Raw genomic sequence first — 16,598 nt, 5'->3', positions numbered from 1 at the left:
AGCTGCGCCCAAGGCAAAACCTTTACCGCAATAAAGCACAGAGCGGCGACTGCCATTACGCCCAAACCACTCCAACGCAAAATCCGCGCCCTCCCGAAAAGCCCGTCTAATCTACCCCAAGGCTCAGTGCCTTCTTGCGATCGGCCTGAGCACGCTTGCGGTTGCCCTTGGCTTCCCACGCCCGGCTCCGCGCCTCGTAGGCGGTTGCGAAATCCGGCTTAAGCCTTATCGCCTGGCTGAAATCCGCGATGGCCCCTTCATAGTCCGCTCTGCTGGTTCGGATCACGCCTCGACCGAAATAGCCAAAGGGGTTCTTGTGATCGAGGCTGATGGCCTTTTCGAAATCGTGCAGCGCGGCGACGTCCTCGTGCCCTCCCATCCATAGGAGGCCTCGATCGGCATAGACCCTTGCGTCCGCGGGGTTGAGATTGATGGCCTTTTCGAAGTCGGCAAACGCCCCGTCGTAGTTTTCCTGGAAACTGAGGTTCTGGCCGCGACTGTAGTAGGTCTCGGCTATATTCGGATTGATCGCGATCGCCTGCGTGTAATCGGCAACAGCATGAGCATAATCGTTCTTGGCCTCCCAAGCCATGGCCCGGGCCAGATAGGCGTCATGAAATGCCGGGACCAGTGCGATCGCCTTGCCATACAGGGCTATGGCGCCGTCATAGTCATTTTTCTCATGCAGCCTCCGACCCTTGGCGAAAAGCGCCTTGGCGGCCGAATCAGTATCGCTCGGTGCGGCCGAACCGGCGGCTGAACTGGCGGTGGCCGCCGCCGAGCTGACGGCGCCGAGCGTGGCGGCCGCCATATCGCCCTGTCCCTTCGCAGCCACAGCCGCCTTGCGGGCGACCGCGTAATCGCGATTGTCGGGATCGAGCTTGATCGCCTGGCCGAAGTCGGCGATTGCCTCGTCATAGTCCTTCCTGTCAGCACGCGCCATGCCGCGCCCATAATAGCTGGCGTCGTCTTTCGGATCGATCTCGATGGCTACCGAATAGGCGGCAATCGCGCGCCCCGCGTCGCCCTTGGCGTGCCAGGCCATGCCCATGCAGAAGTAGGCGTCGCGCGCTTTTGGATCGAGTGTTGAAGCCCGGCTGCAATCGGCAAGAGCGCCTTCGGCATCGCCTGACGTGATCTTGGCGAGGCCCCGGCGAGAATGAGCCGCAGCAAAATTGGGGGCGAGCTGGATGACCGTGTCGTAATCGGCGATCGCTTGCTCGTAAACGCGTTTGGCGGCCTGGGCCTTGCCGCGGCCGTAATAGGCGAACCGGTTGTTCGGATCGAGCGCAATCGCTTTGTTGTAGGCGCCGATCGCCTGATCGTACTTGCCCATGTCCAGGAAGGCATCGCCGCCAAGGATCGCTTCGAGGGCGCGCGGATCGGTCGCCTCCAGAACCCTTGCGGCCAGCGTGTCTTCGGTGGCAGTGATATCCGGAACGACGGCTCGCTGCTTTTGCTGTTGGGTGTCCGGCAACTGTGCCGGCTTGCTTTGGTCGGCGGCAAGCTGAGCGCCGCAGCTTCCTGCCCGCGTCGGATCAAGCTCGATGGCGCGCAGGCAATCCGCCGCCGCTCCGGCGCTGTCTCCCTTGAGTGTCCTTGCGCGGCTGCGCCCGAGATAGGCGTCCGCATTGTCGGGATCGAGGCTGATCGCCTTGTCAAAATCGAGAAGCGCGCCCTCGAGGCCATACTTCGACAGCCGCATTCCCGCACGCTCGATCAAGGTCTTTGCGGCTGCGCGATTGCTGGTCGTATCCTTGGCGGCGGATAAGTCCTCGCCGGGCGCCTGTTCAGCATCGTCATCGGTGACAGTGGGATCGAACTCACTCTCGGCGGCGCGGGCGATACCGCGTTTGACATTGGCCAATATGTTGTTGGGATCGATACGGACCGCCTCGTCATACTCGGCCAGGGCCTGTTTCGGGTCGCCCATCCTGTCCCAGGCGATGCCCAGGCCCGCATGCGCCTTGCCATTCTGAGGGTCCGCCTCGATTGCCTGTTGGAAATCGATGACGGCCGCGTCGATCTTGCCCTTGTGCAGGAAGGCGAGGCCACGGTTGCTGTAGGCATCGCTGGAAGACGGCTCCAGGCTGATGGCGATGTTGAAGTCCGCGATCGCACGGTCGTCGTCTCCATTGCTGAACCAGTCGGCGCCGCGGTTGAGATACGCGGAAGCGTCGTTCGGATCGAGCGCGATCGCCTCGCTGTAGTCGGCGATCGATCGGTCGTATTGCTTCTGGTCGCCGAGAGCGACGCCCCGTTGGAAATAGGCTGTGGCGCGGCTGCGCGCTGGCTCTGCGGCGTCCTCCGCAATCGCGGAGCAGGCAACAATGCGCTTGTCCGGCTCGATGTCCTCGCCGAAGCAGGTTGCATAATCCTTCTCGGCTGCTAGCGCAGGCGTGTTCCGGGCGAGAGCGGCGCCAAGCCCGGCTGAGGGCCACCGGTCGGGCGCAAGGCTTGTCAGCGCGATCGCGGCGGCGAGGAGCCGCGCATCCTTCCACCTCATCATATCGCTGGTCCCCCCAAAACTTTAATCCGCCTTGGCAGCTAGGTTCCCTACTGTTCCTTATTTGTTCCAGAAATGCAAGCATGAATTGCAAATCCGCTCTCACAGATCTGACGATGCAAGATCGAGATAAGTCGAAGTGGATCCGATCTTGACGCTCAACCACCTGTTTTTGCTGTCGGCTTTATCCTTCTACAATCTCGCCGTTTACGCCGTAATCACGTTCCTTCAGCTTTATCGTATCCTGCGCGTCGGCCGGTCGGAAAGCCCCGCCATTGCGGCAGGACTGCTGCACGAATTGCGCCGTCGCCTTCTCGACGTCATGCATTAGGTGGAACGCGAACGCGTTCAAAGCGTTGTCTGTGAGCAACATTCTCAACCCAGAAGTGCCGAACCGGCGCGCAAGTGCCTGCGGGAGTGGAAGCCATGAGTCTTGGAACCATCCTTATCATCATCCTTATCCTCGCCCTGCTCGGCGGCTTCAGCGGCCTCGGCGGCGGTCCGTTCTACGGAACCGGTTATTATGGTGGCGGCGGGCTGGGGCTTGTGTTGCTGATCGTCATTATTCTGGTCGTGCTCGGACGCATCTAAAGCGCGTCGTGCACGTCGTTCTCACAAGGCGAGAGCCGCTTTTGGGCGACATGCATTGTTTGGGCGACATGCATTGGTCGCTGATCGCGATCCCGTGACCAATGTCGATGCCGGTGCGCACCGGATCGTGATGCGGGCAAACAGGCTTGTGATCGGGCCTCTGGCGAAACTCCCGTAAGGTGATTTCGGTCCACACACCCCCCGTGGAAAGCAAGAGGAGAGGTCCCACCCCTTGTCCTCCTCCAAGGCCCGCCCCGGTTCCCGGAGCGGGCTTTCGTTCTTCTGCCGGTAGGGTCACCGCAGCAGGATCGCGACACGGTGCGACGCGTCCAGCACTGGGGAAATTCCTTCTTCGTTGCCGCCTGCGGCCGGCGGATCGTCGAAAGCAGTGCATCGGGGCACATGACCCGTCCCATTGACAAGTCCGCTATACGAGGAGAGATTAAACAGGACTAGACAGGTTCACTATACAGGTACGAATATGAAGCGGAGCGCGATCAAACTGTCTCCCGGCACGGGCAAGCCCGAGCAGATCGCCACCGTTCTGGAATACGAGATCCGCTCCGGCGTGCTGGGTTTCGGCGACCGTCTGCAAAGCGAAAACGAACTCGTGCAGCGTTTCTCCGTCAGCCGCAACACGGTGCGCAAAGGCTTGGAGGAACTGTCCAGCCGCGGATTGATCACCACAAAGGTCGGTATCGGCTCCTTCGTCACCTTTGACGGCAAGCCGGTCGATGATGCGATCGGCTGGTCGCGCGCGCTGGCCAATGCCGGCGCCAACGCCGAAACGCGGACGCTGCGGCTGGAGGTGATCGAAGACCACGACCTTGCCGTGCTGTTAGGCATCGAAAGTCCGCTCTTCATCGCCGTCGACCGGGTCCGCACCAATGCCAGCGACGGCCATGCCATCTCCATCGAACGCAGCCGCCTGCCGCTGTCGCCAGAGCTGGAGGACGTGCCTCTGCGGGGCTTGCGCGAAGGCTCGCTGCACCAGACGCTACGCGAAGCGGGGCTTGTACCCGACCATGGCGAGGAGTGGGTCGACATCGAGATGTTGAACGCCCATGACGCCGCTATCCTCGGGTGCCCGCAAGGCACACCCTTCCTGCGCGGCCGTCGCCTGACGCGTGCGGCCGATGAGCGGCCGGTCGAATATGTCACCAGCCTGCTCAATCCCGCCCATTTCGCGCTGCATATGAGGTTCTGAGCGATGCCGGAGAACGAGCTTGAGATGGACCGCGCCATGGGTGCGCTCGTCGGCGGGGCGCTGGGCGACGCGCTCGGCATGCCGACGCAGCTTCTGTCGCCTCAGCGCATCGCCGAACTCTACGGCCATGTCGAGGATTTCGTCTCGCCCTTTGCCGATCATCCGGTGTCGAAAGGGCTGCCGGCCGGGACTATCACCGACGATACCGAGCAGGCGCTGCTGCTCGGCCGCATCCTGGTTGCCTCAGGCGACCGCTTCGACCATGCGCGCTGGGTCAACGCGCTGCTCGACTGGGAGCGCGAGGTCAAGGCGCGCGGCAGCTACGACCTTTTGGGACCGTCGACCAAGCGCGCCATCGACGCCATCAACAAGGGCGTGCCAGCCGAGGAGGCCGGGCGCGGCGGCGACACCAATGGCGCGGCCATGCGCATCGCGCCGCTCGGCATCATGATGCAGCCGGAGCCGCTGGATGCGCTCGTCGACAAGGTGGCCGAAACCTGCCGGGCGACACACAACACCTCGATCGCCATTGCCTCCGCCGCGGCGGTCGCGGCCGCCGTCAGCCGCGGCATCGCCGGCGGCGACTGGCGCGCCGCGTCCGACAGCGCCGTCGCGGCGGCGAGGCGGGGGGCGACACACGGCCACTGGGTGACCGGCGGCGACATCGCCGCGCGCGTCGCCTGGGCGCAGGATCTGATCCGCGGCAAGGCGCCACGAGACGCGGTCCGGCTGATCACCGATCTGGTCGGCACCGGCGTTGCCAGCCAGGAGTCCGTTCCGGCCGCTTTTGCTGTGCTGGAGGTCGCCGGCGGCGATGCTTGGCAAGCGGCGGTCATCAGCGCCAATCTCGGCGGCGACACCGACACGATCGGCGCCATCGCCGCAGGCATGGCCGGCGCCTGCACCGGCCTTTCACGATTGCCGCAGGACCGCATCGCCCGCCTCAAAGGCTTTGACATGGCGGGCGTTCGTGCGCTCGCCGCCGATCTCGTCGCGGCGCGGACCTCGAACAGTCGCCTGGAGCAGGCCGGCCCCGGCAAGGACGCGGCGGCATGAGCGCGCGTCTCGTCCATATCGGCAGCGCGGTGGTCGACTATGTCTACCGTATCGATGCCTTGCCGGCGCCGGGCACGGAGAAGACGGCTTCGAGCTATGCGCAGGTCGCCGGCGGCGGTTTCAACATGATGGTCGCGGCAATCCGCACCGGCATGAAGGTGGTATTCGCAGGCCAGCTCGGCAGCGGACCCAATGGCGACTTCCTGCGCGCCGCCTTCAGTGCCGAAGGCATCGAGACGCTGATCCAGCCATCGCCACTGATGGACAGCGGCAATTGCGTCGCCATGATCTCCAGCGATGCCGAACGCACTTTCGTGTCGTGGCCGGGGGCGGAGAGCGTGCTCAGCCGCGATCTGATGGCGCCGGTTCTGGTGGCACCCGAGGATTGGGTGTTCACGTCAGGCTACACGCTGAGCTATCCCGGCAGCCGCGACGCGCTCACCGACTGGATCGAGACGCTGCCGGCGGACATTCCACTTGTCTTCGACCCGACGCCGGTCGTTTCGGACATTTCGCGCGCCACCCTGTCGCGGGTGCTCGCCCGCACGACCTGGCTGAGCTGCAATACGACGGAAGCCACCGACATTGCCGGCCCGGGCGATGCCGCCGCCCTTGCGGCGCGATTGCTTGCCGATCATTGTCCCAAGGCCGACGGCGTCGTCATCCGCTGCGGCGCCAAGGGCTGCCATATCCGACTGGCGGGCGGCTCCGCCCGAACCATTCCCGGTTTCAAGGTGGCGGCGGTCGACACCAACGGCGCCGGCGACACTCATATTGGCGCCTTCGTCAGTGCGCTCGCGCGCGGCATGCCGCCTTTCGAGGCGGCGCGCTACGCCAATGCGGCGGCGGCCATTTCGGTCACCCGCCATGGCGGTTCATCCGCGCCCACCGACGCGGAAATCCAGACTTTCCTGAGCCATGCCGACGGTGGCTCGACCGGCGCGCGAGGCCAGGACCGGAAGGCCCATCAGACAGCCTGACAAAGCTCGGGACGCGAGCAAACAAAGAGAGGAACGAACATGCGCATGCCTGACCTGACTGCTCTTTTGACGGCGACGGCCGTCTTCACCTCCGCACTTACTTTTGCCGCCAAGGCCGTTGAAGTGCATGTGCTCAACTGGAAGGGCTACGGCGCCGACGAGCCATGGGCGATCGCCGCCTTCGAGAAGGCGACCGGCCAACAGGTGGTCAACGACTTCTTCAATTCCGAACAGGAAATGCTGACCAAGATCCGCACCAATCCCGGCCTCTATGACGTCGTCATGATCAACGCCGCCTTCAACGACCAGGCGATGGCTGAAAAGCTGATCCAGCCGATCGACACCTCCAAGCTGCCCAACTATGCCGATATCAGCAAAGACAAGGCGAACTCGCCGATGCTCGACCATGACGGCAAGGTCTATGGCGTGCCGTGGGTGTGGGGCCTGACCGCCCTTGCCATCAACGAAAAGTCCTTCGACAAGCCGCCGACGTCGATCGCCGAAATGTGGAACCCCGCCCACAAGGGCCGCGTCGTCATCCGCGACGACGCCGTCGAGGCGGTGCAGTTCGGCGCCATCGCGACGGGCCAGAACATCAACGACATCAAGGATATGGACGCGGTCAAGACGAAGCTCACCTCGCTGATGCCGCAGATCAAGACCTTCTGGAGCTCGGAGAACGACTGGAACCAGATGGTGGCTTCCAACCAGATCGACATCGGCACCTATTGGAGCGGTTCGGCCGACCGCGCCAAGACGCATTTCAAGCTGCCGGTCTCGCTCGTGATCCCGCAGGAAGGCGCCGTCGCCTGGCTGGACGCCTTCTCCATCCCGGTTGGCTCCAAGAATGTCGCGGGCGCCGAAGCCTTCATCAATTACATGATCGATCCGAAATTCTATGTCGAATGGGTCACCAAGGTCGGTGCACCGGTGTCGGCCAACACCAAGGCGGTGGAAGCGTTGCCCGAGGATTCGTTCAACCGCAAGGTGATGGGTGATCCCACAGTCGCCAAGCGCATCCAGTTCCAGGCTCCGATCACCGATGCGCAGCGCAAGGCCTATCTGGCGCTCTGGCAGCAGCTCAAGGTCGACGTGAAGTAAAACCCGCGCCAGGGCCAGCCGGCGTTCGCGCCGGTTGGTCCTTCCAATCCGGGGAGGAGGATAGCATGGCAGCAGAGGGTGCGGTCGCAGTGCGCGGCGGGCTGAGGTCGGCACTGCCGCTGCTGGCGCCCGCCTATCTCTGGCTGACGGTGGCGATCTTCCTGCCGTTGTCGGCCATGGTGTTCTTCTCGTTCATGACCGACCTGCCGCTGACGGGAAAGCCGTGGGCGTTCACGCTTGGCAACTACGCCGCCTTCTTCTCGCAAAGCCTGTACCTGACACTGCTGCTTGCCTCGCTGCGCCTCGGCCTCGAGGTGACCTTGTGGTGCATCGTCATCGGCTATCCCGCGGCTTATGTACTGGCCAAGGTGCTGAAGGGGCGCAGCCGCGAGGCGATCTTCCTGCTCGTCATCCTGCCGTTCTGGTCGAACGGGCTGGTGCGCATCTTCTCCTGGGCGATGGTTTTGCGCGAAGGCGGCATTCTCGACACCGCGCTCAACGCTGTGCTGCCGTTCAAGATCAACATCGACCTCATGTATTCCTATCCGGCGATCATCATCGGACTGGTGCACTCCTATGTGCCCTACATGGTGCTGACCTGCTATCTCACTTTGCAGGCGATCGACGATTCATTGCTCGAGGCCGGACGCTCGCTCGGCGCCTCGCGGCTGCAGGTGCTGAAGCGGGTCATTGTCCCGCTATCGATGCCGGGCCTGGTGGCGGGCGCGGCCCTCATATTCGTGCCCGTCGTCGGCTCCTTCATGGAGCCGCGGATCCTCGGCGGCCGCAGCGGCACCTTTTACGGCACGGTGATCGAGGACCAGTTCGTCGCCGTGTTCAACTGGCCGCTGGGGGCCGCACTCTCCTTCATTCTGCTGGCCGTCGTGCTGATCATTCTGGCGCTGGCCGCACCGGTGCTGCGGAGGGTGGCGTGATGGCGACGACGCGTATCCTGGAGTGGCTCGGCCGCCTCTATATCGCGGTGCTGCTCGCCTTCCTGTATTTGCCCATCATTATCATGGCGCTGATGTCGTTCAACGTCTCGCCATTCTACCAGCTGCCATTCGAGTGGACGACGGAATGGTACGCCTCGCTGTGGCAGAACGACCAGCTCATCGCCGCCACCTGGAACAGCATCGAGATCGCCGTCATCACCACGGTCATCTCGACCGTGCTCGGCTCGGCGGCGTCCCTGGCGCTCTACCGCAATGAATTCCGCGGCAAGAAATTCCTGCAGGCGCTGTTGTTCCCACCGATCGCCATTCCCTGGCTGATCACCGGCACGGCGATGCTGATCTTCTTCTTCGGCATCGGCATTGGACGCGGCCTGTTCGCCATCCTGCTCGGCCATGTCGCGCTGGCGCTGCCCTATGTCATCGTCGTCGTCTCGGCCCGGCTGCAAACCTTCGCGCCGGAGCTGGAAGAGGCGGCCCGCTCGCTCGGGGCGAATCAGTGGCAGGTGACGAACCGGGTTACGCTGCCGTGGATCATGCCGGGTGTGATCGCGGGCGGCTTGTTTGCGTTCGCCGTGTCGTTCGACCAGTTCGTGGTGTCCTACTTCCTGGCGACGCCGGGGCAGACGACGCTGCCGGTCGAGATCTACGCCGCGATCCGCAAGGGTTTCACGCCCGAGATCAACGCGGTCTCCACCATCATCATCGTGGTGTCGATGGCGCTGATGCTGCTCACAGCGCGCTTCTTCAAATTCGGCGGAGAGAAATAATGGCGGGCGTCCAGGTATCAAACGTCTCGCGCAGCTTCGGCGCGCACAAGGCGTTGGACGACGTCTCGATCGATTTCGTCGATGGCGGCTTCTACGCGCTGCTTGGGCCATCAGGCAGCGGCAAGACCACGCTGCTCAGGCAAATCGCCGGCTTCGATTTTCCCGACAGCGGCCGCATCGCCATCGGCGGCGAGAGCGTCGAGCGGGTACCGGTCGAGAAGCGGCGCATCGGCATGGTGTTCCAGAACTACGCGCTGTTCCCCAATATGAGCGTCGCCGACAATGTCGCCTTCGGCCTGTCGGTGCGCGGCGAGGCCAAGGCGGCGATTGCCACCGAGGTGCAACGCGCGCTCGACCTCGTTCAGCTCGGCTCGCTCGGCGGTCGCAAGCCGCATCAGCTCTCCGGCGGCCAGCGCCAGCGGGTCGCGCTGGCGCGCGCCATCGTCACCAAGCCACGCGTGCTTTTGCTCGACGAGCCGCTCGGCGCCCTCGACAAGGCGCTGCGCGTCGACATGCAAATCGAGCTCAAGCGCATCCAGCGCGAGATCGGCATCACAACCATTTTCGTCACCCACGACCAGGAAGAGGCGCTGACGATGAGCGACCGCATCGGTATCTTGCGCGATGGCCGGCTGGTGCAGGAAGGGCCGCCGGAGGAGATCTACGACAGGCCGAAAAGCGAATTCGCCGCCATCTTCCTCGGGGATGCCAACATCTTTCGCGGCGATACCACCGGCAACGGCATCCGCTTGGCGGACGGCACGACGATCGCCGCCGGGGCCGGCGCCAGGCTTGCCGCCGGCGCAAAGGCAAGCTGCGCCGTGCGTCCGGAGCGTATTCGGATTGCCCTTGATGCCGGAACTTCGGAGGGCGATGCCAACATACTGAAGGGCCAGGTTTCCAAACGCATCTTCGCCGGCAACAACAGCACCTACTTTGTCGAGCGTGCCGGCCAGACGCTGAAGGTCATCGTCCAGAACACCGGCGCTGACAGGCTGGCGGAAGGTCAGCATGTCGTACTACGCTGGTCGCCGCAGAGCACGGTGTTGATCCCTGCGGGGTAGTTCACTGAACTGCTGGCGTTCCTTCGCGCCATAAGATCGAGTAGGGGCCAGAGCGGCAATGACGTTGGAATTGACTGCCGAGGACCAATCCATGCTCGACGGCGAGCAAGGGCCGTCGGCGGCCGCGGCCATGAAGATCCTCGTCGCCTTCTCCAAAGCCGTCGGAGCGGACAGCCTCCTCGACATTGCCGGCGCCCATATCGATGGCTGCCTCTACCATGGCACGGCAGGGCTCGATTTCGTCGAACGGCTGGTCGAGGGCGGCGGCCGCGTGCAGGTGCCGACGACGCTCAATGTCGGCTCATTCGATCTCATCCATCCCGGCATGGTGAAGATGCCGGCGGCGGAGGAAGCGCCGGCGCGGCGGCTGATGAAGGCGCATATCGAGCTCGGCTGCCAGGCGACCTTCACCTGCGCGCCCTACCAGACGCGGTTCCGGCCAGGTTTCGGGCAGCAGATCGCCTGGGGCGAATCCAACGCCATCGTGTTTGCAAATTCGGTGATCGGCGCGCGCACCAACCGCTATGGCGATTTCATCGACCTGTGCTGCGCCATGACGGGCCGCGCGCCGGCCTGGGGCCTGCATCTGAGCGAGAACCGGCGCGGCCGCATCCTGTTCGAGCTGGACTTTGCTGAGCCAGAGCCGAGCGACGCCCTGTTCGTCGGCGTCGGACTGATCATCGGGCAAGCCAGCGGCGATCGCGTTCCGGTTGTCACAGGCCTGCCACGGCCGCGCGACGAGGACCAGCTGAAGGCGCTGGGCGCGGCAGCAGCGACTACCGGCGCCGTGGCGCTGTTCCATGCGGTCGGCATCACGCCCGAAGCGGGAACGCTCGACGAGGCGTTCCATGGTCAAGCGCCGGAAGAGACGATCCGCATCACGCGCGCCGATATCGATCATGCACTGGCCAAGCTGTCGCGCGTACCCGACGGGGCGCCGCTGGCGGCCGTGTCGCTGGGCACTCCGCATTTCTCGCATGCGGAATGGATGCGCCTGCTGCCCTTGCTGCGTGCCATCGCGCCGGGCAGGGGCATCCCGATCTATGTCAACACCGGTCGCGCGACGCTGACGCGATTGCAGGAGGAGGGCGCGCTTGATGGCACACAGGCGTTCGGCCTGATCCCCGTCGCCGACACCTGCACCTATGTCACTGCGATTCTGGAACGGCTCGACGGCGTGGTGATGACCAATTCCGGCAAATGGGCGCATTACGCTCCGGGCAATATCGGCGTGACGGTTGCGTTCGCGGATATGGCGGATTGCATCCGCTCCGCCGCGGTGGGGCATGTCGTGCGGGGCGCGTCATGACCGCGTCGGTGGAACCGGGCGTCGTCCAGCGATCCGGCACCTTCCAACTGGCCGGGAGTGCCGAGGGCCGGGCGTTGGTATTCTCGCAACCGCTGAGCTTCTGGGGCGGCGTTGATGCCACGACAGGCGACATAACGGATCACTCGCATCCTGGCCTCGGCCAGAACGTCGCCGGGAAAATCCTGATCATGCCGAGCGGGCGCGGCTCCTCGTCCTCGTCCTCGGTGCTGGCCGAGGCAATCCGCAGGGGCACGGCTCCGGCCGGCATCCTCCTGGAACGGACTGACCCGATCCTGGCAGTGGGCGCCATCGTCGCGGAATTTCTCTACGGGATCAGCATGCCGCTGGTGGTCTGCGACATTGACGGCATTGTTTCCGGCGAGCGGATCGCGATCGATGTCGGCGGGGATGACAGGGCAATTGTCCGCAAGGAAACCGTTTCCTGACCAAGCTCGACGCGGACGACGAAGGCAGTTGCGGCTTCGCTCCCCGCCAAATCTCATTTCTTTCAAAACGGCCTTCCGTTCGAACAAACTTTTCGCCCCGCCCGAAACATTGGCACGATATTCCAAGCGGCGCGGTTGACCGGAGGCGGGTTGTCTAGCCTATAATTCTACTAAATTCATAGACTAACTTCGTCCGGCGCTGCACGGCATGGTCCGTCTGAGCGGCAGCAAGAAGGGAGCGCATCGATGCCGAAGACAGAATCCAACTCGATCGAGCTTGGCACCAAAGCGGCCGATTTCCTGCTGCCCGACGCACAAGGCGTGCTGCACCGGCTCGGCGATTTCGATGCAAAGCCCGCCTTGCTCGTCGCCTTTATCTCCAACCGCTGCCCTTTCGTCGTGCTGATCCGCGAGCAGCTTGCCGCTTTCGCCAGGGAATATGCGGGCAAGGGGCTGCAAGTGGTGGCCATCAATGCCAACGACCATGAGGCGCATCCCGAAGAGACGCTGGCCCGCATCGGCGAGGAAGTGGAGAAATTCGGCTATTCCTTCCCCTATCTCAAGGATGCCTCGCAGCAGACGGCGAAAGCCTATGGCGCGGCCTGTACACCCGACTTCTTCCTGTTCGGCGCCGACCGGCGGCTTGCCTATCATGGCCAGTTCGACGATGCGCGGCCGGGCAATGGCAAGGCGGTGACGGGTAACGACCTGCGCGCGGCGGTCGACGCGGTGCTGGAGGGCGGCAGGCCCGCCGCCGGCCAGGTGCCGTCGATCGGCTGCAACATCAAATGGAGCGCCGGCAATGAGCCGGCGTGGTTCTCGGGCGCTGCGCGCGCTGCTTAGCGCCTCGCACTCCTTCGCAGAGCATCCATGTCCATGCCTCAAAAATCCGCGTCCGACAGGCTGCAACTCCAGACCGACGTGCTCGTGCTGGGCGGAGGCCCGTCCGCAGCCTGGGCGGCGGTCGCCGCTGCCGAAAGCGGCGCGCAGGTGGTGCTGGCCGACAAGGGCTATCTCGGCACCAGCGGCGCCACCGCGCCGTCCAATACGGGTACCTGGTGCGTACCGCCGGGCGACAACAGGCATGCGGTGGTCGAGCGACGCTGGCAGCGCACTGGCGAGCTTGCGGACCAGCGCTGGATGCTGCGCTGCGTCGACACGGCCTATCGCAACCTGCTCAGGCTTTCCGAGTGGGGCTATCCGTTCCCAAGCGAGGATGACGGCCGGCTCTACATCGCCAATCTGCGCGGGCCCGACTACATGCGCTTCATGCGCCGCCGTGTGCTTCTGGCTGGCGTTACCGTGCTCGACCATCATCCGGCGCTGGAACTCCTGTCGGATGGCGATGCCGTCGTAGGCGCGGCCGGTATCGGCCGGCAGGCCGGCCAGGACTGGCGCGTCGACGCCAACGCAGTGGTGCTGGCGACCGGCGGCTGCGCTTTCCGTGAGCGCATCCTCGGCGGGACTGGACTGACCGGCGACGGCTATCTGATGGCGGCGGAGGCCGGTGCCAGCCTGTCGGGCATGGAGTTTACCGGCAAATACACGTTGGCGCCCTTTGGGTCTTCGCTGAACAAGGGGCTGCCGTTCCGCTGGGCCTCATTCCATCGCGAGGATGGATCGCCGATCCTGGGCCCTGCCGGTGAGCCGCTGCGCAACGGCATCGGCGACCGCGAGGACGAGGTGGCGCGCGCATTGATCGGGGGACCGGTCTATGCGCGGCTCGATCAGGCGGAGCCGGCGCTGCAAGGCTGGTTGCGCCAAGGGCAGCCGAACTGCTTCGTGCCTTATGACCGCGCCGGTGTCGATCCATTCACCGAGCTGTTCCGCATCACCCTGCGCGCCGAAGGCACGGTACGCGGTACCGGCGGCATCGACATCGTCTCCGACGACTGCGCCACCGGCGTGCCCGGCCTCTATGTCGCAGGCGACGCCGCCAGCCGCGAGATCATGACCGGAGCGGTATCGGGCGGCGGCGCCGTCAATTCCTCCTGGGCGCTGGCCAGCGGCTGGTGGGCGGGCAAGGGCGCCTCGACCCATTCGAAGCGTCGCGGCGGCAGGGCGTTCCGCGACACCGTTGAACCACTCGGTCAGGCCGGCCTGCGCCCGGCGGCCTCGCCGCGTGCCGACATCGCTGCGGGCGAGGTCATCGAGGCGGTGCGCAACGAGGTGACGCCGCTCGACAAAAATTTCTTCCGCAACGGCGAGAGCTTGGAGAAAAGCCGGGGGCGGCTGGAGAGTGTCTGGCGCGACGTGCGCGACCATCTGCGGGGCGAAGGGGTGGACCGGGTCCGCGCGCGCGAGGCGGCGTCGATCGCCGCCGCGGGGCGCTGGTCGGTGGCGGCCGCGCTGCATCGGACAGAAAGCCGCGGCATGCATCGGCGCACCGATCTGCAGGGCAAGAACCCGGCCCTCGCGCATCGGCTGGTCATCACCGGCGTCGACGACTTCCGCATTGCCGGGGCGCCGGAGCGCCTGGCGGAGCTGGCGTCATGATCGAGATCGTCTCGGCCGCGCGCTGCGTCGAATGCGACATCTGCGTCAAGGTGTGCCCGACCAATGTGTTCGACGCTACCAAGGACGGCGCGCCTGTGATCGCCCGTCAGGACAACTGCCAGACCTGCTTTCTCTGTGAAATCTACTGCCCGACCGACGCGCTTTACGTGGCCGAGTTCGCCGAGGGGCCGACCGGCATCACGGAAGCGCAGGTCGAGGCACGTCAACTGTTCGGCGGCTACGCCCGCGCGCTCGGCTGGAAGCGCGGCAAGGCCGGCGGCTCTGAATTCGACCCGACGCACCGCATCCGCGTGGCGCAATAGGAAGCGACAGGACATGGACCGCATCGTCGTCAGCGATATCAAGAAGACCTTTCTGCTCAAGCCGGGGCAGTTCGTCACCGTCGACGGCGAGGAGACCGACCGCGTCACCGTGCTCGACGGCGTCGATCTTTCGATCCGCAAAGGCGAGTTCATCACTTTGGTCGGCCCGAGCGGCTCGGGCAAATCTGTGCTGCTCGACATCATCGGCGGGCTGACGCAGGCGAGCGGCGGCGATGTCCAGCTCGACGGCCGGCGCATCACCAGGCCGGATCCTAAGACCGGCTATGTCTTCCAACAATATGCGCTGTTTCCCTGGCGCACGGCGCTGGCCAACATCGAATACGCGCTGGAGGTGCGTGGCGTCGCCAAGGCCGAGCGCACGGTGACGGCGCGCCATTTGTTATCGTTGTTCGGTCTTGCCGGTTTTGAGGACCGTTTCCCCAACCAGCTCTCCGGGGGCATGCAGCAGCGCGTGGCGATCGCTCGCGCCTTGGCGAGCAACCCGGAAGTGCTTTTGATGGATGAACCCTTCGCCGCACTCGACCAGCAGACGCGCGAGCTCCTGCAGGGCGAGTTGCTGCGGATCTGGGGCAAGATCAAGACAACAGTGATCTTCGTTACCCATTCGATCGACGAGGCAATCTTCCTCGCTGACCGCGTGGTGGTGATGACGGCGCGGCCGGGCGCGGTGAAGGAGATCATAGACATCGACCTGCCACGGCCGCGCGACGGGGACATCCGCGCCAGCGCCGGATTCAACGGATATCGCGGCCGCGTCTGGGACGCGCTGCGCGATGAGGTCAACAAGGCGCAAAAGGACTGGACGCTGTCGCCAGCCTTCAGTCATTGAGGAGGTAGAGCCATGGCTTATCTTACCGAAAAGTTCGGCCCTGCCGGCGCTCTTCATCTGTTTGCCGGCGCCGGCGAGACGGCGGCCGCCGCAAGAGTCCCGGCCATCACCGCCCACAGTGCCAAGGTCCGGCGCAAAGGGACGAGCCACGGGACTTTCCTTTACGGCTTGCCGCTGCTCGGCCTGTTCTTTCTCGTGTGGGAAATCGCGCCACGGCTCGGCTGGCTGAACCGCATCTTCTTTCCGCCGCTGAGCGAGGTGCTGGTCGCTTGGTGGAACCTGCTCGCCTCGGGCGTTCTGGTCGAACATATCGGCATCAGCCTGCAGCGCGCTGCGATCGGCTTCGCTCTCGGCGTGGTGGTGGCCATTCCGCTCGGCCTGCTGATGGGGCGCTACTCGCTGTTCGAGAAGGTCTCTGACCTGCTTGTGCAGACGCTGCGCAACACCTCGCAATTCGCGCTGCTTCCGGTGTTCATCCTTTTGCTCGGCATCGGCGAGGAATCGAAGGTGGCGATCACCTTCTACTCCTCGGTCTTCTTTCTGCTGGTCAACACGATCAGCGGCGCCAAGTCGGTCGATCCGCTGCTGATCAAGGCGGCGCGCTCGATGGGTACGTCTGACTTCGACCTGTTCCGGAAGGTTATCCTGCCGGCCAGCATCCCCTCTGTTGTCGCCGGCGCAAGGCTGGCGGTGAAGTCGTCGCTGTTCGCGGTGATCGGCGCCGAGATGCTGGCGGCCAAATCCGGCCTCGGTTTCCTTATTCAGAACTCGCAGTTGATGATGGAAACGGCGGACATGTATGCCGGCATCCTGACGCTGACCGTCATCGGGCTCACCGTCAACTATTTGCTCGTCTGGTTCGAGCGCTGGGCGACCGCCTGGAAAGGCCAGTCCGAGTCCTCGCTCATCTGAGCCGTTCACTCATTCCAATCAGCAAGGATTTTCC

At 64.5% G+C, this 16,598-nt stretch carries 17 protein-coding genes; 16 read left to right on the top strand and 1 reads right to left on the bottom strand.

Annotated elements, in window-relative coordinates; translation table 11 throughout:
- Positions 1-106: 106 nt before the first annotated feature.
- Positions 107-2,509, bottom strand: coding sequence for a tetratricopeptide repeat protein (locus tag FJ951_RS16120; protein WP_140515903.1), 2,403 nt, complete (start codon positions 2,507-2,509; stop codon positions 107-109).
- 148 nt (positions 2,510-2,657) lie between these two features.
- Between FJ951_RS16120 and FJ951_RS28810 the strand changes: the two genes are divergently transcribed.
- From FJ951_RS28810 to FJ951_RS16040, 16 genes are all read left to right on the top strand, one after another.
- Positions 2,658-2,837, top strand: coding sequence for a hypothetical protein (locus tag FJ951_RS28810; RefSeq protein ID WP_246671733.1), 180 nt, complete (start codon positions 2,658-2,660; stop codon positions 2,835-2,837).
- A gap of 95 nt (positions 2,838-2,932) precedes the next feature.
- Complete coding sequence (locus FJ951_RS16110; RefSeq protein ID WP_023757858.1) at positions 2,933-3,097, top strand: DUF3309 family protein; 165 nt, start codon at positions 2,933-2,935, stop codon at positions 3,095-3,097.
- 481 nt (positions 3,098-3,578) lie between these two features.
- Positions 3,579-4,304 (top strand): GntR family transcriptional regulator, encoded by a 726-nt coding sequence (locus tag FJ951_RS16105; RefSeq protein WP_140515901.1) that lies wholly within the window; start codon positions 3,579-3,581, stop codon positions 4,302-4,304.
- Between the two features lie 3 nt (positions 4,305-4,307).
- On the top strand, positions 4,308-5,360 hold the full coding sequence (locus tag FJ951_RS16100) for an ADP-ribosylglycohydrolase family protein (RefSeq protein ID WP_140515899.1): 1,053 nt from the start codon (positions 4,308-4,310) through the stop codon (positions 5,358-5,360).
- Positions 5,357-6,340, top strand: a complete 984-nt coding sequence (locus FJ951_RS16095) for a PfkB family carbohydrate kinase (RefSeq protein WP_140515897.1) — start codon at positions 5,357-5,359, stop codon at positions 6,338-6,340. The genes FJ951_RS16100 and FJ951_RS16095 overlap by 4 nt, the downstream gene beginning before the upstream one ends.
- A 39-nt stretch (positions 6,341-6,379) precedes the next feature.
- Entirely contained in the window at positions 6,380-7,441 is a 1,062-nt protein-coding gene (locus FJ951_RS16090) for an ABC transporter substrate-binding protein (RefSeq protein ID WP_140515895.1), read from the top strand.
- Positions 7,442-7,506: 65 nt separating this feature from the next.
- Positions 7,507-8,376, top strand: coding sequence for an ABC transporter permease (locus FJ951_RS16085; RefSeq protein ID WP_140515893.1), 870 nt, complete (start codon positions 7,507-7,509; stop codon positions 8,374-8,376).
- The gene (locus tag FJ951_RS16080; RefSeq protein WP_140499911.1) at positions 8,376-9,164 is read left to right on the top strand and encodes an ABC transporter permease; all 789 of its coding nucleotides are present in this window, start codon (positions 8,376-8,378) and stop codon (positions 9,162-9,164) included. The genes FJ951_RS16085 and FJ951_RS16080 overlap by 1 nt, the downstream gene beginning before the upstream one ends.
- Positions 9,164-10,228, top strand: a complete 1,065-nt coding sequence (locus tag FJ951_RS16075; RefSeq protein ID WP_140515891.1) for an ABC transporter ATP-binding protein — start codon at positions 9,164-9,166, stop codon at positions 10,226-10,228. Before FJ951_RS16080 ends, FJ951_RS16075 begins: the two co-directional genes overlap by 1 nt.
- 58 nt (positions 10,229-10,286) lie before the next feature.
- Positions 10,287-11,537, top strand: a complete 1,251-nt coding sequence (locus FJ951_RS16070; RefSeq protein WP_140515889.1) for an aconitase X — start codon at positions 10,287-10,289, stop codon at positions 11,535-11,537.
- The gene (locus FJ951_RS16065; protein WP_140515887.1) at positions 11,534-11,983 is read left to right on the top strand and encodes a DUF126 domain-containing protein; all 450 of its coding nucleotides are present in this window, start codon (positions 11,534-11,536) and stop codon (positions 11,981-11,983) included. The genes FJ951_RS16070 and FJ951_RS16065 overlap by 4 nt, the downstream gene beginning before the upstream one ends.
- A 246-nt stretch (positions 11,984-12,229) precedes the next feature.
- The gene (locus tag FJ951_RS16060; protein ID WP_140515885.1) at positions 12,230-12,826 is read left to right on the top strand and encodes a thioredoxin family protein; all 597 of its coding nucleotides are present in this window, start codon (positions 12,230-12,232) and stop codon (positions 12,824-12,826) included.
- A gap of 27 nt (positions 12,827-12,853) precedes the next feature.
- On the top strand, positions 12,854-14,479 hold the full coding sequence (locus FJ951_RS16055) for an FAD-binding protein (protein ID WP_140515883.1): 1,626 nt from the start codon (positions 12,854-12,856) through the stop codon (positions 14,477-14,479).
- Positions 14,476-14,802 carry a ferredoxin family protein gene (locus FJ951_RS16050; protein ID WP_140515881.1) on the top strand — a complete coding sequence of 109 codons (327 nt, stop codon included), beginning with the start codon at positions 14,476-14,478 and terminating at the stop codon, positions 14,800-14,802. The genes FJ951_RS16055 and FJ951_RS16050 overlap by 4 nt, the downstream gene beginning before the upstream one ends.
- A gap of 13 nt (positions 14,803-14,815) precedes the next feature.
- Positions 14,816-15,652 carry an ABC transporter ATP-binding protein gene (locus tag FJ951_RS16045; RefSeq protein WP_140499899.1) on the top strand — a complete coding sequence of 279 codons (837 nt, stop codon included), beginning with the start codon at positions 14,816-14,818 and terminating at the stop codon, positions 15,650-15,652.
- Between the two features lie 12 nt (positions 15,653-15,664).
- Positions 15,665-16,564: an ABC transporter permease gene (locus tag FJ951_RS16040; RefSeq protein ID WP_140515879.1), complete on the top strand. Its 900-nt coding sequence runs from the start codon at positions 15,665-15,667 to the stop codon at positions 16,562-16,564.
- Positions 16,565-16,598 lie beyond the last annotated feature (34 nt).

It is taken from the genome of Mesorhizobium sp. B2-2-3, assembly GCF_006442405.1.
Lineage (GTDB): Bacteria > Pseudomonadota > Alphaproteobacteria > Rhizobiales > Rhizobiaceae > Mesorhizobium.
Note: the sequence above shows the minus strand (reverse complement) of the source record. Positions and strands in the feature narration are given on the sequence as shown.